Here is a 14,248-nt window from a genome sequence, read left to right as displayed (position 1 = left end):
TTTGGGACGGTCGGACAGTTCGAATCGGAAGAGTGGATTGAGATGTTCCGCTACACGTTGATGCGCCTCGGAGTCTTCGCGAGCTGCCTCGTGGTCGTCTGGGGCCTCGTCTACTTCGGCGTCTTCCCGCGCGGGCTCGGTGAGTCCAACGGCATGTGGGTCGTCCTGCTCGCCCTGCTCGTCTCCGCCCCGATCAGTTTCGTGGTGCTGCGCAAGGAACGGGACCGCGCCTCCATCCAGGTCGTCCAGCGGGTGGACCGGATGAAGGCCAACCTGGACGCGAACCGCAGCCAGGAGGACGTCGAGGACGACTCGGCGCCGGCGCAGGGCGCGCAGGGTCAGGCACCGCAGGCTTCGTAGGTCTTGTTGCGAGGCTCGCGGGAGGGTTGCCCGGCGCCGCCGCCAACTAGTGTGTGATGCATGGGTGCCGTGAAGACCAAGCGGATGCCGCGAGCGGTCCGTGAACAGCAGATGCTGGACGCCGCCGTTCGGACCTTCGGGCAGCGCGGGTACATGGCCGCGTCGATGGACGAGATCGCCGAACTGGCGGGCGTCTCCAAACCGTTGGTGTATCTGTACCTGAACTCCAAGGAAGACCTGTTCACCGCGTGCATCCGCCGGGAGGCGAAGGCACTGGTGGAGGCGGTACGGGCCGGAGTGCGGCGCGATCTGCCCGCCGACCGCCAACTCTGGGAAGGGCTGCGGGCGTTCTTCACGCACACCGCGCAGAACCCGGACGGCTGGTCGGTCCTGCACCTCCAGGCCCGCACCCACGGTGAGCCGTTCGCGGCCGAGGTCACGGCGATGCGCGAGGAGATCGTCGTGTTCGTCACGCAGCTCATCGTCGTCGCCGCCCGCGAGGCGCACCGTGACCCCGACCTGCCCGAACGAGAGGTCGCCGGTCTCGCGGAGGCCCTCGTCGGCGCCGCCGAGTCGCTGGCCGCCTGGGCCAACGCCACCCCCGGCGTCACGGCCCGCCAGGCCGCGGCCACGCTGATGAACTTCGCGTGGGCGGGCCTGGGCAACCTGATGGAGGGACGGCCCTGGCAGCCGCCGGCGGGCTCCACGGCTCAGTAGCCCCGTTCGCTCAGGACCCGAGCGGGGTCACCGTCCCCGACACATGCACCCGCTCCTCGTCACCCCGCAGCTCGAACCGCCCGCCCTCGGCCGCGTACGTCACCGTCCCCGGCAACAACACCGGCGCCCGGAACTCGGCCCGCACCCGCACCGCGTCCGGTGTCCCGTGCGCGGCCAGACAGCGGGCCACCGTCCACATGCCGTGCGCGATGGCGCGGGGAAAGCCGAACAGGCGGGCGGTGAGCGGGTGGAGGTGGATCGGATTCCGGTCCCCGGACACGGCACCGTAGCGACGGCCGACATCCCCGGCGAGCTGCCACTCGGCGACGGCGGGCAGGGGCTCGGCAATCGGGCCCTCAGCCGTGGCGCCGGCGGACGGCGCCCGGCCCTGCCCGGAGCCGGTGGCGGGCAGCGGCTCGCGCGCGTCCGGGGCGTCGTCGAGGGACCGGCGCCGCTCGCCGGCGGGCAGCGGCTGGCCAGGCCCCCGCGCGTACGGCGCCCGGTCGCCCGAGGCGCGGCCCTCGCCGTCCGCGCGCGACGCCGTCCGCTCGACCTTCTCCCCGTCCCCGCCGGAGCCCCGATGCCGGGCCAGGTACGTGCTCCGTGACCCCCACACCACCTCCCCGCCACCCCGCAACTCCGTCACCACCGTCGCCTCTGTGCCGCGGCGGTGCGGGGCCAACCCCTCGACGCGCACGGCGAGTTCGTACTCCCCGGTGGCCAGGAGGGGCCCGGGGCGGGTGATGTCGATCGAGGTGTGGACGAGGCCGAGCAGCGGCAGTGGGAAGTCCCGGCGGCTCATCAGGCGCATGGCCAGCGGGAAGCCCAGGACGTGCGGATAGGTGAGGGGCAGCGCGTCGTCGCCGGTCGCGAAGCCGCACACGCGCTCGTACGCCGCAAGGCGGGCGAGGTCGATGCGTGGGGCGGCCAGCACGAGGCGGTCGTGGGGGAACTCCGCGTCCGGGCGCGGCCGTTTGAAGGGGGACAGCAGGGCGCCCCGGGCGAGGAGCGGCGTGAGCGCGGGGGACTGCGCGAGGACTACGGACATCACGCCCCCAACAGGCTCTGGCCGCAGACCCGGACGACCTGTCCGTTGACCGCGCCGGAGGCCGGGTGGGCGAGCCAAGCCGTGGTGCGGGCGACGTCGACGGGCAGCCCGCCCTGGGCGAGGGAGTTCATGCGGCGGCCCGCCTCCCGGATGAGGAGCGGGACGGCGGCCGTCATCTTCGTTTCAATGAAGCCCGGCGCGACCGCGTTGACGGTGACCCCGTGCTCGGCGAGCGCGCGCGGCGCGAGGGAGCGGACCAGGCCGACGATGCCCGCCTTGCTGGCGCCGTAGTTCGTCTGGCCCGCGTTGCCCGCGAGGCCGGCGATCGACGCGGTGGCGACGACACGGCCGCCCTCGCGCAGGGTGCCCGCCGCGAGCAGCGCGTCCGTCGTCCGCAGCACGCTCGCCAGATTGACGTCGAGGACCGAACTCCATCTCTCCGCCGGCATGTTGACCAGTCGCCGGTCCCGCGTGATGCCCGCGTTGTGGACGAGGACGTCGAGACCGTCGGGGAGTGCTTCGGCGATCCGCTCGCCGGCGTCCGGCGCGGTGATGTCGAGCAGGAGCGCGCTGCCGCCCAGCCGTTCGGCCACCCGTCGCGCGTCCTGTTCGGCCTGCGGCACGTCGAGTACGACGACCTCGGCGCCGTCCTCGGCCAGCGTCTCGGCGACCGCCTCGCCGATCCCGCGCGCGCCGCCGGTGACCAGCGCGGTGCGCCCGCCCAACGGCCGCTGCGCGTCCGCCGGTTGGGTCACCGGGCGCGCGTCGACGGCGATCACCTGGCCGCTGACGTAGGCGGACCCGGGGGAGAGGAGGAAGCGCAGGGTCGACTCGGCGGCTGGGGCGTCGGTGAGGCGGACGAGGTTCACGGTCCTGCCCCTTCCGATCTCCTTGCCGAGCGAGCGGACGAAACCCTCCAACGCCTGCTGGACGGCGGCCTGGTGGTGGTCGTCGGCGTCCAGGGGCGCGCCCAGCACGACGATCCGGCCGCTGCTCGCGACCGACCGGACGACGGGGTGGAGGGCCGCGTGCACCTCGGCGAGGGTCTCGATGTCCCGTACCCCGGTGGCGTCCAGGACGACGGCGGCCGGTTCGTCGGCGGGGCCGGCCGCGGGCTCCGTACGGGCGAGGACCGGTTCGAGGTCGAGGTCCGACTTGCCGGCGGTGAGGTGGCGCAGGCCGCCGGTGAAGGCGGGGGCCGTGGGGGACCAGCGGCGCAGCGGGGCCGGTTGCGGCAGCCCGAGGCGGCGGGTCAGGAAGCGGCCGGGTGCGGTGCCGGTGAAGCTCAGATAGCGGTCCGCCATGTCCATCTCCCCATTCGGGACCGCACTGGGTCCACCGTCAGGTCCACGTTGCTTACTCTGAAGTAAGGTTACCGTAGGTAAGCCTACGTCACAGGTGAGGAACCGGTCGAGATGAGCCCCCTTGAGCAGCCCCTCGCACTCCCGCGCACGCGCCGCGTGGCGATCATCGGCGGCGCCCGGATCCCGTTCGCGCGCTCCGACGGCCCCTACGCCACCGCGTCGAACCAGGAGATGCTGACCGCGACCGTGGACGCGCTGGTCGACCGGTACGGGCTCGAAGAGCCGGGCGCCGTCGGCGAGTTCGTGGCCGGCGCGGTGCTCAAGCACGCCCGGGACTTCAACCTCGCGCGCGAGACGGTCCTCGGTTCCCGGCTGGACGCCCGCACACCGGCGTACGACATCCAGCAGGCCTGCGGCACCGGGCTCCAGGCGGTGATCGCCGCCGCCAACAAGATCACCCTCGGGCAGACCGAGTCGGCGATCGCGGGCGGCGCCGACACAGCCAGCGACGCGCCCCTCGGCGTCAACGACGCGCTGCGCCGGATCCTGCTGGAGACCCGGCGTGCGAAGTCGGCCGGCGCCCGGCTGCGGGCCCTGTCCCGGATCCGCCCGGGCCACCTGGTCCCCGACATCCCGCGCAACGCCGAGCCGCGCACCGGTCTGTCGATGGGTGAGCACGCGGCGGTGACCGCGCGGGCCTGGGGCGTCGCGCGCGAGGCGCAGGACGTGCTGGCGGCGGCGAGTCATCAGCGGTTGGCGGCGGCGTACGAACGGGGCTTCTTCCAGGACCTGGTGGTGCCGTTCCGGGACCTGGCGCGCGACCAGAATCTGCGGCCGGGCTCGACCGTGGAGAAACTGGCCTCCCTGAAGCCGGTGTTCGGCCTCGACGCGCCCAACCCGACGATGACGGCAGGCAATTCGACCCCGCTGACCGACGGGGCGGCGACCGTGCTGCTGGCGTCCGAGGAGTGGGCGCGGGCGCGCGGCCTGGAGCCGCTGGCCTATCTCACGGCCTACGAGACGGCGGCCGTCGACTTCGTGGCGGGCGATGTCGTGGGTGGCGAGGACGGGCTGCTGATGGCACCGGCGTACGCGGTCCCGCGGATGCTGGAGCGCGCGGGGCTGACCCTGGCCGACTTCGACCTCGTCGAGGTGCACGAGGCGTTCGCCTCCCAGGTGCTGGCGACCCTCGCGGCCTGGGAGAAGCGCGGGCTCGCGCCGGTCGACCGGGCCCGGCTGAACGTGGCCGGGTCGTCGCTGGCCACCGGCCATCCCTTCGCGGCGACCGGGGCCCGTATCGTGGCGACCCTGGCGAAACTGCTGGCCGAACGGGGCGGACCGGGGCGCGGGTTGATCTCGGTGTGCGCGGCGGGCGGCCAGGGGGTGACGGCCGTTCTGGAGCGAACGTGAACTCTTGTCACATAACCCCCGAGGTTGCACAAGCCCGGCCCCGGATCGCCGTGGAACCCTTACCAACCCCCCACGTGGGCCCCGTACGATCGCCAACCTGACCGCCGGTAACTCCTTCCGCCGCAGGCCGCCGGTGAACGACTTGGTATGCGAAATCCGTACCAAAGCAGCAGAGCGGTACCGAGCTGCGCGCCCCAGGAGCTGCCATGTCCGTGCCCTACCCGTCCGCCGCCGACTACGACGGCGTGCCTCAGCTCGTGGAACCCGAGATCGTGCGGCTGGACGGGGTGGTGCGGGAGGTGTCCGTGCCCGCGTTCGTCATGCCGTCCACGCACGGCTCGCTCGCGGACCTGCCGTTCGACAACGCGGCCGCCGCCCCCGGGGCGCGCGTGCTCAGCCGCCGTACGCAGGACGGGGATTGGGCCGATGTCACCGCGGCGGAGTTCGCGGACGAGGTGCTGGCCCTGGCCAAAGGGCTGATCGCGGAGGGGCTCGTGCCCGGCGACCGGATCGCCGTCATGGCCCGGACGATCTACGAGTGGACCCTGCTCGACTTCGCCGCGTGGGCGGCCGGCCTGGTCACCGTCCCGATCTACCCCACCTCCTCGGTCTTCCAGACCCGGTGGATCCTCCAGGACTCCGGCGCGGTGGCCCTGGTGACGGAGACCGCGGGACAGGCCTCGGCGCTCGGCCCGGAACTCAACCGGCTGCCCGACCTGCGCCACATGTGGGTCGTGGAGAAAGGCCACTTGGACCGGCTCGCGGAGCTCGGACAGCCGGTCCCCGACCAGGAGATCTCCGTACGCCGGGGCATGCTGGTCCCCGACACCCTCGCCACCGTCATCTACACCTCGGGCACCACGGGCCGCCCCAAGGGCTGTGTGCTCACGCACGCCAACTTCCTGGCCGAGGTCGACAACGCGGTCGAACTCCTCTACCCCGTCTTCAAGTCGAAGACCTCGGACGAGCCCGCCACCCTCCTCTTCCTGCCCATGTCGCACGTCTTCGGCCGCATGGTGGCCGTGGCCTGCATACGCGCCCGTGTCCGCCTCGGCCACGCGCCGAGCCTCCAGTCCGAGGACCTCATCGCGGACCTCGGCAGCTTCAAGCCGACCTTCCTGCTCGCCATCCCCTACATGCTGGAGAAGGTCTACAACAGCGCCCGCGCCAGGGCCGAGAGCAGCGGCCGGGCCTCGTCCTTCGACCGCGCCGCGAGCGTGGCCCAGCGCTACGGCGAGGCCATGGAGGCCCGGCACGCGGGCACCGGGTCCGGCCCCGGCACGGCCCTGAAAACGGCCCGCACCTTCTACGACCCGCTCGTCTACCGCCGTATCCGCAACGCCATGGGCGGCCGCATCCGCCAACTCATCTGCGGCGGCTCGCCGTTGGGCCGCCGTCTCGCCGCGTTCTACGCGGGCGCGGGCATGGAGATCTACGAGGGCTACGGCCTCACCGAGTCCACCGGCGCCGCGACCTGCACCCCGCCGCTCAAACCCCGTCTGGGCACGGTGGGTTGGCCCATGCCGGGCACGAAGGTGCGGATCGCGTCCGACGGCGAGATCCTGCTCAGCGGCGGACACGTCTTCCGCGGCTACTGGGACCCGCACGCGGGCGGTGTGGTGCCCGCGTCGACGGACGGCTGGTTCGCGACCGGTGACATCGGCCAGTTGGACGACGAGGGCTATCTGACGATCACCGGCCGCAAGAAGGAGATCCTGATCACCGCGGGCGGCAAGAACGTGGCCCCGGCCCCGCTGGAGAACTGGCTGCGCCAACACCCCCTGATCTCCCAGTGCATGGTCCTCGGCGACCGCCGCCCCTACGTCTCCGCGCTCATCACCCTCGACCTCGACGGGATCACCCACTGGCGCCAGATGAACGGCAAGCATCCGGTTCCGGCCGAACTTCTGGTCAATGACGAGGAGTTGCGCCAGGTCCTCCAACGCGCCGTGGACGAGGCCAACAAGATGGTCTCCCGCCCCGAGTCGATCCGCCGATTCACCGTCCTGCCCCGCGACTTCACCGAGGCGGAGGGCCATTTGACGCCCTCCATGAAGCTCCGCAGGGAGTCGGTCATGAAGGACTTCGCGGCGGATGTGGAGGGCTTGTACACGAAGTAGGGAGCTCCCTCGCCTTGTTACGACAACATCTTGACGTAACACACGTGTGACGGTTGGCTGTCGGCCACTCGGGTATCCACGCGTCCCCCGCGGACCCTCGAGAAACCGCTTCCCCCCACGCCCCGCCCGCTCGGAAGGCCCCGTCGTGAACGCTCCCCTCCGCCGGACCGCTGTGCGCCGCTCAGCCACGGTCCTGGCCGCCTTCAGCACCGCCCTCTCCCTCACCGCGTGCGGTGCCGTCGACGCCATCAGCGGGGGCGGCAGCTCCTCGTCCCCGACGAAGGGCGACGACGTCACGGTGGGTCTGCTGCTGCCGGACAAGGACACGGCACGCTTCGAGAAGTTCGACTACCCGATCATCAAGCGGCAGGTCACCTCCCTCACGAACGGCAAGGGCAAGGTCGTCTACGCCAACGCCGAGGCGAGCGTGGCCAAACAGAGCAGCCAGTTCCAGAAGATGATCGACGACCAGGTGGACGTCGTCCTGGTGGACGCCCTGGACTCCAAGGCCATCTCCGCCGAGGTGCAGAAGGCCAAGGACGCCGGGATACCGGTCATCGCCTACGACCGGCTCGCGCAGGGCCCGATCGACGCCTACGTCTCCCACGACAACGAACTCGTCGGCGAGGTACAGGGCCGGGCCGTCGTCACCGCCCTCGGCGACAAGGCGGCGACCAGCAAGATCGTCATGATGGACGGCGACGTCAACGACCCCAACACGGGCAGCTTCAAGGCCGGCGCGCTCAGCGAGCTCAAGGGCAAGGTCGTCATCGCCAAGGAGTACGAGACCCCGCAGTGGCTGCCGGCCACCGCCAAGGCCAACATGCTCAAGGCGATCCAGTCGGTCGGGCTCGACAACATCGCCGCCGTCTACTCCGCCAACGACGGCATGGCCGGCGCCGTCATCGACGCCCTCAAGGAAGCCGGCGCGGACAAGATCCCGCCGGTCACCGGGCAGGACGCGAACCTGGACGCCGTCCAGCGGATCGTCTCGGGCGAGCAGTACATGACCGTGTACAAGTCCTTCCTGCTGGAGGCCACCGGCGCCGCGAAGCTGGCGGTCGCCCGGGTCCAGGGCCGCGACATCGAGTTCGACGCGCTGACCCAGGACCGGGTCGACAGCCCGACGCAGAAGGACATCCCCGCGAACCTGGTGCCGGTGGTCGCCCTCACCAAGGACAACATCAAGCAGACGCTGATCGCGGACGGCGTCTACACCGTCAAGGACATCTGCACCCAGGCCTACGCGGCGGACTGCGCGCAGATCGGCCTCAACTGAGCCACCGGGCCACACCTGACCCACAGGGTCAACTCGCTTACAGAGCAGGGTATTTCGGCTCCGATAGTTATTGACTTCACAAGACCCTCGCGCGACATTCCGGTCTCCTTGTCCTCGTTCGGCAGGAGGAACCCGAGATGTCCACGAGCACGTACAGGGAGCCCGGCAGACCCATCGGGCTGCCGACCCGCAGACAGGTGCTCGGCACCTCCGCGGCGGCCGGCGTCGCCCTCGCGACCGGCGCCGGTACGGCCACCGCCGCCGACCCGCCGCTCCTGGGCACGTACGACGTCGTCGTGATCGGCTCCGGGGCGGCCGGCATGACCGCCGCGCTCACCGCGGCCAAGGCGGGCCTGAGTTGTGTGGTCGTCGAGAAGGCGGCCACCTTCGGCGGCTCGGCGGCCCGGTCCGGGGCCGGCATCTGGATCCCCAACAACCCGGTGCTGCTGGCCGCGGGCGTCCCGGACACGCCCGCCAAGGCCGCCGCCTACCTCGCCGCGGTCGTCGGCCCGGACGTCCCGGCCTCCCGGCAGCAGGCCTTCCTCGCGCACGGCCCGGCGATGATCTCCTTCGTCATGGCCAACAGCCCGCTGCGCTTCCGCTGGATGGAGGGGTACAGCGACTACTACCCCGAACTCCCCGGCGGCCTCCCGAACGGCCGCTCCATCGAACCCGACCAGCTCGACGGCAACGTCCTCGGCGCCGAACTCGCCCACCTCAACCCGCCCTACCTGGACGTCCCGGCCGGCCTCGTCGTCTTCAGCGCCGACTACAAATGGCTCGCCCTCTCCGCCGTGAACGTCAAGGGCGCCGCCGTCGCCGCCGAGTGCCTGGCCCGCGGCACCAAGGCCGCCCTGCTGGGCCAGAAACCGCTCACCATGGGCCAGTCCCTGGCCGCCGGACTGCGCGCCGGGCTCCAGAGCGCCGGCGTCCCGGTATGGCTGAACACCCCGCTCACCAGCCTGTACGTCGAGGGCGGCGCCGTCACCGGGGCCGTCGTCACACGCGCGGGCGCCGCCGGTCTCCTGCGCGCCCGGCGCGGTGTCGTCGTGGGTTCCGGCGGCTTCGAGCACAACGCGGCCATGCGGGCCCAGTACCAGCGCCAGCCGATCGGCACCGACTGGACCGTCGGCGCGAAGGAGAACACCGGCGACGGCATCCGGGCCGGCCAGCAGGCCGGCGGCGCGCTCGCCCTGATGGACGACGCCTGGTGGGGCCCGGCGATCCCGCTGCCCGGCGACCCGTACTTCTGCCTCGCCGAACGCACCCTCCCCGGCGGCCTGATGATCAACGCGGCCGGCAGCCGCTTCGTCAACGAGGCCGCCCCCTACAGCGACGTCGTCCACACCATGTACGACCGCAACCCCACCGACCCCGACATCCCGGCCTGGCTGGTCGTCGACCAGAACTACCGCAACCGCTACCTCTTCAGGGACATCGCCCCGACCTTCGTCCTGCCCGCCGACTGGTACGGCTCGGGCGCCGCCCACAAGGCCTGGTCCTTCGACGCCCTCGCCGCGTCCATCGGCGTCCCCGCGGCCGCCCTGCGCACCACGGTCAGCCGCTTCAACTCTCAAGCCCTGCTGGGAAAGGACCCCGACTTCCACCGCGGCGACAGCGCGTACGACCACTACTACACGGACCCCGCCGTCCTCCCCGACTCCTGCCTCGCGCCCCTGTGGCTGCCCCCGTACTACGCCTTCAAGATCGTCCCCGGCGACCTCGGCACCAAGGGCGGCCTGGTGACCGACGCCAGGGCGCGCGTGCTGCGCTCCGACGGCTCGGTCATCCCGGGCCTGTACGCCGCCGGGAACGCCAGCGCGGCGGTGATGGGCCACAGTTACGCGGGCGCCGGCTCGACGATCGGTCCGGCGATGACGTTCGGGTACATCGCGGCGCGGGATCTGGCGGGGGTGCTGTAGGGGCGCTCAGGGCGTTTCCGAGGGGCTCTTGCGGACGAGGAGGATGGCCTGGGGGGTCGACTCGTTGGGCCAGGGTTCACGCACGGTCTGGGAGACGGGCGCGAACCCGGCGGCCAGCAGCAGCGGGAGGACCTGCTCGGGCCGGCGCCGCAGGAAGTCCAGCTGTACGTCGTGTCCGAAGGGCCGGTCGTGGCGGCGCGGCTCGTCGCCGACCTGGAAGGCGAGGAGCAGATACCCGCCGGGGGCGAGCAGGCGCAGGAACTCGGCGAAGAGCGCGGGGAGTTCGTCCACAGGGGTGTGGATGGACGAGTACCAGGACACGGCACCCGCGAGCGACCCGTCGGGCAGGTCCACCGCCAGCATCGAGCCGTGCTCGAAGCGCAGCTCGGGATGCTCCCGCCGGGCGATCGCGAGCATCGACTCCGACAGGTCGAGCCCGAGGACGACGGACAGGCCCAGGGAGGCGAGGTGGGCGGTGATCCGCCCCGGCCCGCAGCCCAGGTCGGCCACGCGCGCGCCGGGCCCCACCAGCTCCGCGAAGGCGGCGAACATCGCCCGGTCCACGGGCTTGGTCAGCTCGGTACGGAAGAGGTCTGCGTAGTCCTCGGCGATGGTGTCGTAGAACGTGCGGGTCGCTGCGACGAAGTCGGGTTCGGTCATGCCCCCGGACGCTACCGACGACCACTGACAACGTGCCCGACCTGCGAAGACCCCACCACCTCCGCCCGCGCAGCACAAAGGCAGGAGCCCCGTCGCCTTGCGGCACGGGGCTCCTTGGGTAGTGCAACTCGTACTCAGATCGCCGGGCCGACGGCCCAGGTCACATCAGACCGGCGTGACGTTCTCCGCCTGCGGGCCCTTCGGACCCTGGGTCACGTCGAAGGAAACCTGCTGGTTCTCCTCGAGCGAGCGGAAACCGGACGCGTTGATCGCGGAGTAGTGAACGAAGACGTCGGGGCCTCCGCCTTCTTGGGCGATGAATCCAAAGCCCTTTTCGGCGTTGAACCACTTCACGGTTCCGGTAGCCATAAGCCCTCCTTGGGCCCAAAGGGTCGCCCTGCTCCAGAACCCTGCACGTGTGAAAACAAGTCCCGCACTACTGCATACGTCTGAAAACGACTAGAGCCCGCGGTTACATGCTCCGCAGGCTCTGTACTGCAAGGGAAACCAAACTGCAACTTGCGGCGAGCCTAGCATGCAGGCACCCGAAAGCAATAGAGGCCAAGATCACGTCACCGGAACGTTTGATCTCGGGCGTGTCGCGTTGACGGTGGGGCGGCGGGGGCGGTCGCCATACCACGTGCCGCAGGGTCTAGCCTCGCGATGTGGACAATTCTCGCACCCGGCCGCGCGTCGGACACATCCAGTTCCTGAACTGCCTGCCCCTGTACTGGGGGCTCGCGAGGACCGGCACCCTCCTCGACATCGAGCTCACGAAGGACACCCCGGACAAGCTCAACGAGAAGCTGGTGCGGGGCGACCTCGACATCGGTCCCATCGCCACCGCGGAGTTCCTCAAGCACGCGGACGACCTGGTCGTCTTCCCGGACATCGCCGTCGGCTGCGACGGTCCCGTCCTGTCCTGCGTCATCGTCTCCCAGGTCCCGCTGACGGAGCTGGACGGCGCCCGGGTCGCCCTCGGGTCGACCTCCCGCACCTCCGTCCGCCTCGCCCAGCTGCTCCTCGCGGACCGCTACGGCGTGACCCCCGACTACTACACGTGTCCGCCCGACCTCAGCCTGATGATGCAGGAGGCGGACGCGGCGGTCCTGATCGGGGACGCGGCGCTGCGGGCCTACTTCCACGACGGCCCGCGCTACGGCCTCCAGGTGCACGACCTCGGCGCGCTCTGGAAGGAGTGGACCGGACTGCCCTTCGTCTTCGCCGTCTGGGCGGCCCGCCGCGACTACCTGGAACGCGAGCCGGAGATCACCCACAAGGTCCACGAGGCCTTCCTCGCCTCCCGCAACCTCTCCCTGGAGGAGGTCGGCAAGGTCGCCGAGCAGGCGGCCCGCTGGGAGGTCTTCGACGAGCAGGTCCTGGAGCAGTACTTCACGACCCTCAACTTCGACTTCGGCGCCCCCCAGCTGGCGGCGGTCGAGGAGTTCGCCCGCCGGATCGGACCGACGAGCGGTCTCCCGGCGGACCTGAAGGTGAATCTGCTCCAGCCGTAGCCGATCCGTGGGCGATCCGTAGCCGGCGGGGAGTCTTCCGACGGCCGTCGGCGCACTAACCTTCTACTCGTTACGGGGGAGGGGTGGACGTCATGCAACCGCTCGGAGTCGACGAGCCCACCGTCGTGGGGCCCTACCGCCTGCTCGGCCGGCTCGGTTCCGGCGGGATGGGCCGGGTCTACCTGGGCCGCAGTGCCGGGGGCCGCACGGTCGCGGTGAAGATCGTGCACCCGCACTTCGCCCTCGACGAGGAGTTCCGCGCCCGCTTCCGGCGCGAGGTGGACGCGGCCCGGCGGGTGGGCGGCGCCTGGACCGCGCCGGTGCTCGACGCCGACCCGCAGGCCGCCGTCCCCTGGGTCGCCACGGCGTACGCGGCCGGCCCGTCCCTGACCGGCGCGGTCACGGACGGCGGCCCGCTGCCCGCCCCTTCGGTACGGGTCCTGGGTGCCGGTCTCGCCGAGGCGCTGACGGCCGTGCACGAACTGGGCCTGGTCCACCGGGACGTCAAGCCGTCCAACGTCCTGCTCACCCTGGACGGCCCCCTGCTCATCGACTTCGGCATCGCCCGCGCCACCGACGGCACCGCGTCCCTCACCTCGACCGGCGTCTCCATCGGCTCGCCCGGCTACATGTCCCCCGAGCAGATCCTCGGCAAGGGCGCCACGGCGGCGGCCGACGTCTTCTCGCTCGGAGCGGTACTGGCGTACGCGGCGACCGGCGAACCCCCGTTCCCGGGCGACTCGTCGGCCGCCCTGCTCTACCGGGTCGTCCACGAGCCGCCCGAACTCGGCTCGCTGGAGGGCGAGTTGCGGGAGGTGGTCGAGGCGTGCCTGGTCAAGGACCCGACCGCCCGGCCGACCCCACCCGAACTGGCCCGCCGGCTCGCTCCCGAGGGGACGGCCCGGCTGGTGGCGGGCGGGTGGCTGCCGGGGGCGCTGGTGGAGCAGGTGAGCCGGAGTGCCGTACAGCTGCTGAATCTTGAGGCGGTGCTGGGGGAGACGGGGCAAGGGGGAACGGGGCTGAGGGAGGCGGCTTCCGGGCCGGTGGGGTTCAGCAGTCCGTCGGTCGATTCGAGTGGTTCCGTGGGGCAGTTCGGGCCGCCGCCGACGATGGCTCCGCCCATGCCTGCGGCCACGCCGACATCCACGCCCGTCTCCGCGCCCACCGGCGTTCCCGAGCCGCGTGACGCCACTCCGCAGGAGACGACGGGGGCGTCCGGCACCGGGAACGAGCGCCCCGGCAAGCTGTCCGTGTCCGTCGCCGCGTCGTCCGCGCCGGGGAACGGGGGGCGCGGGCGCCGGATGAGCTGCACCGTGGCGCTGGCGGTCGCGGGGGCGTTGGCGGCGGTGACGGTGGGGTCGGTGTTCCTGTTCGACCTGATGCCGAACGGCGGCAACAACAACGACGCGTCGGGCGACACGGGCGCCAAGTCCTCGGCGCCGGCGGCCACTTCGGGGAACGAGCCCGGCTCCTCGGCGAGCCCGAAGCCCAGTTCCGGGCCCAGCGGCAGCAAGGAGCCGAGCCCCGGCCCGACGAGCGCGGGTCAGACCGCCGGGTCCGCCGTCCCCGCCTCCTACCTCGGCACCTGGGAGGGCTCGGCCCTCGCCCTCGACGGCACGCTCCCGGTCGGCACCTTCCGGCTGACCGTCCGACAGGCCGCCGTGGGCGAGGCGTTGGGCACCCTGCGCCAGACCGACCAGCTCGGCGGCACCTGCGACGACAACCTCACCGTGAAGTCGGTGACCAAGAAGGAGATCGTCGCCACGTCGACCGGCGCCGCGTCCAACCACGACGGATGCAATCCGACACCGCACACGGTGCGGTTGTCGCTGGTGGGCGACGATCTCAAGTACGTGTCGGACAGCGAGGCGGAGGGGAATCCGACGTCTCGGATGTCGCGGGCCAACTAGTGCT

At 71.6% G+C, this 14,248-nt stretch carries 12 protein-coding genes; 8 read left to right on the top strand and 4 right to left on the bottom strand.

Annotated features, from left to right (window positions below; all coding sequences use genetic code 11):
* Positions 1–42: 42 nt before the first annotated feature.
* On the top strand, positions 43–360 hold the full coding sequence (locus ACIP6U_RS08555) for a DUF4229 domain-containing protein (protein WP_401714311.1): 318 nt from the start codon (positions 43–45) through the stop codon (positions 358–360).
* Between the two features lie 60 nt (positions 361–420).
* The gene (locus ACIP6U_RS08550) at positions 421–1,077 is read left to right on the top strand and encodes a TetR/AcrR family transcriptional regulator (protein ID WP_401714310.1); all 657 of its coding nucleotides are present in this window, start codon (positions 421–423) and stop codon (positions 1,075–1,077) included.
* A 10-nt stretch (positions 1,078–1,087) separates the two neighbouring features.
* Here ACIP6U_RS08550 and ACIP6U_RS08545 read toward each other — a convergent pair whose 3' ends face one another.
* Together ACIP6U_RS08545 and ACIP6U_RS08540 are read right to left on the bottom strand one after the other, a co-directional pair.
* Positions 1,088–2,125, bottom strand: a complete 1,038-nt coding sequence (locus ACIP6U_RS08545; RefSeq protein WP_401714309.1) for a MaoC family dehydratase — start codon at positions 2,123–2,125, stop codon at positions 1,088–1,090.
* Positions 2,125–3,429 carry a 3-oxoacyl-ACP reductase gene (locus ACIP6U_RS08540; protein ID WP_401714308.1) on the bottom strand — a complete coding sequence of 435 codons (1,305 nt, stop codon included), beginning with the start codon at positions 3,427–3,429 and terminating at the stop codon, positions 2,125–2,127. Before ACIP6U_RS08540 ends, ACIP6U_RS08545 begins: the two co-directional genes overlap by 1 nt.
* Before the next feature lie 111 nt (positions 3,430–3,540).
* On the opposite strand from ACIP6U_RS08540, the gene ACIP6U_RS08535 reads away from it, so the two are divergent.
* The 4 genes from ACIP6U_RS08535 to kstD all read left to right on the top strand — a co-directional run bounded on the left by ACIP6U_RS08535 (position 3,541) and on the right by kstD (position 10,160).
* Entirely contained in the window at positions 3,541–4,839 is a 1,299-nt protein-coding gene (locus ACIP6U_RS08535; protein WP_401714307.1) for an acetyl-CoA C-acetyltransferase, read from the top strand.
* Between the two features lie 206 nt (positions 4,840–5,045).
* Positions 5,046–6,959, top strand: a complete 1,914-nt coding sequence (locus tag ACIP6U_RS08530) for an AMP-dependent synthetase/ligase (protein WP_401714306.1) — start codon at positions 5,046–5,048, stop codon at positions 6,957–6,959.
* Positions 6,960–7,131: 172 nt separating this feature from the next.
* Complete coding sequence (locus tag ACIP6U_RS08525) at positions 7,132–8,238, top strand: sugar ABC transporter substrate-binding protein (RefSeq protein WP_401714441.1); 1,107 nt, start codon at positions 7,132–7,134, stop codon at positions 8,236–8,238.
* A gap of 137 nt (positions 8,239–8,375) precedes the next feature.
* A complete protein-coding gene (kstD, locus tag ACIP6U_RS08520; protein WP_401714305.1) occupies positions 8,376–10,160 on the top strand; it encodes a 3-oxosteroid 1-dehydrogenase in 1,785 nt (594 codons plus the stop codon).
* Positions 10,161–10,166: 6 nt separating this feature from the next.
* Here the strand turns inward: kstD and ACIP6U_RS08515 are convergent, their stop codons facing one another.
* The gene (locus tag ACIP6U_RS08515) at positions 10,167–10,820 is read right to left on the bottom strand and encodes a class I SAM-dependent methyltransferase (RefSeq protein WP_401714304.1); all 654 of its coding nucleotides are present in this window, start codon (positions 10,818–10,820) and stop codon (positions 10,167–10,169) included.
* Positions 10,821–10,985: 165 nt separating this feature from the next.
* Positions 10,986–11,189, bottom strand: a complete 204-nt coding sequence (locus ACIP6U_RS08510) for a cold-shock protein (protein ID WP_003992177.1) — start codon at positions 11,187–11,189, stop codon at positions 10,986–10,988.
* Positions 11,190–11,485: 296 nt separating this feature from the next.
* On the opposite strand from ACIP6U_RS08510, the gene ACIP6U_RS08505 reads away from it, so the two are divergent.
* Together ACIP6U_RS08505 and ACIP6U_RS08500 are read left to right on the top strand one after the other, a co-directional pair.
* Positions 11,486–12,334 (top strand): menaquinone biosynthetic enzyme MqnA/MqnD family protein, encoded by an 849-nt coding sequence (locus ACIP6U_RS08505; RefSeq protein ID WP_401714303.1) that lies wholly within the window; start codon positions 11,486–11,488, stop codon positions 12,332–12,334.
* 92 nt (positions 12,335–12,426) lie between these two features.
* On the top strand, positions 12,427–14,244 hold the full coding sequence (locus ACIP6U_RS08500; protein ID WP_401714302.1) for a serine/threonine-protein kinase: 1,818 nt from the start codon (positions 12,427–12,429) through the stop codon (positions 14,242–14,244).
* Positions 14,245–14,248 lie beyond the last annotated feature (4 nt).

The sequence above is a fragment of the Streptomyces sp. NPDC088794 genome (assembly GCF_044750545.1).
GTDB lineage: Bacteria > Actinomycetota > Actinomycetes > Streptomycetales > Streptomycetaceae > Streptomyces.
This window is presented reverse-complemented; position numbering and strand designations above follow the sequence as displayed.

Bases quoted from the DNA above. Each gene is read 5' to 3' on its own strand.
- ACIP6U_RS08555 (WP_401714311.1), top strand. From the start codon at position 43: ATGTTCCGCTACACGTTGATGCGCCTCGGAGTCTTCGCGAGCTGCCTC.
- ACIP6U_RS08550 (WP_401714310.1), top strand. From the start codon at position 421: ATGGGTGCCGTGAAGACCAAGCGGATGCCGCGAGCGGTCCGTGAACAG.
- ACIP6U_RS08545 (WP_401714309.1), bottom strand. From the start codon at position 2,125: ATGTCCGTAGTCCTCGCGCAGTCCCCCGCGCTCACGCCGCTCCTCGCC.
- ACIP6U_RS08540 (WP_401714308.1), bottom strand. From the start codon at position 3,429: ATGGCGGACCGCTATCTGAGCTTCACCGGCACCGCACCCGGCCGCTTC.
- ACIP6U_RS08535 (WP_401714307.1), top strand. From the start codon at position 3,541: ATGAGCCCCCTTGAGCAGCCCCTCGCACTCCCGCGCACGCGCCGCGTG.
- ACIP6U_RS08530 (WP_401714306.1), top strand. From the start codon at position 5,046: ATGTCCGTGCCCTACCCGTCCGCCGCCGACTACGACGGCGTGCCTCAG.
- kstD (WP_401714305.1), top strand. From the start codon at position 8,376: ATGTCCACGAGCACGTACAGGGAGCCCGGCAGACCCATCGGGCTGCCG.
- ACIP6U_RS08515 (WP_401714304.1), bottom strand. From the start codon at position 10,820: ATGACCGAACCCGACTTCGTCGCAGCGACCCGCACGTTCTACGACACC.
- ACIP6U_RS08510 (WP_003992177.1), bottom strand. From the start codon at position 11,189: ATGGCTACCGGAACCGTGAAGTGGTTCAACGCCGAAAAGGGCTTTGGA.
- ACIP6U_RS08500 (WP_401714302.1), top strand. From the start codon at position 12,427: ATGCAACCGCTCGGAGTCGACGAGCCCACCGTCGTGGGGCCCTACCGC.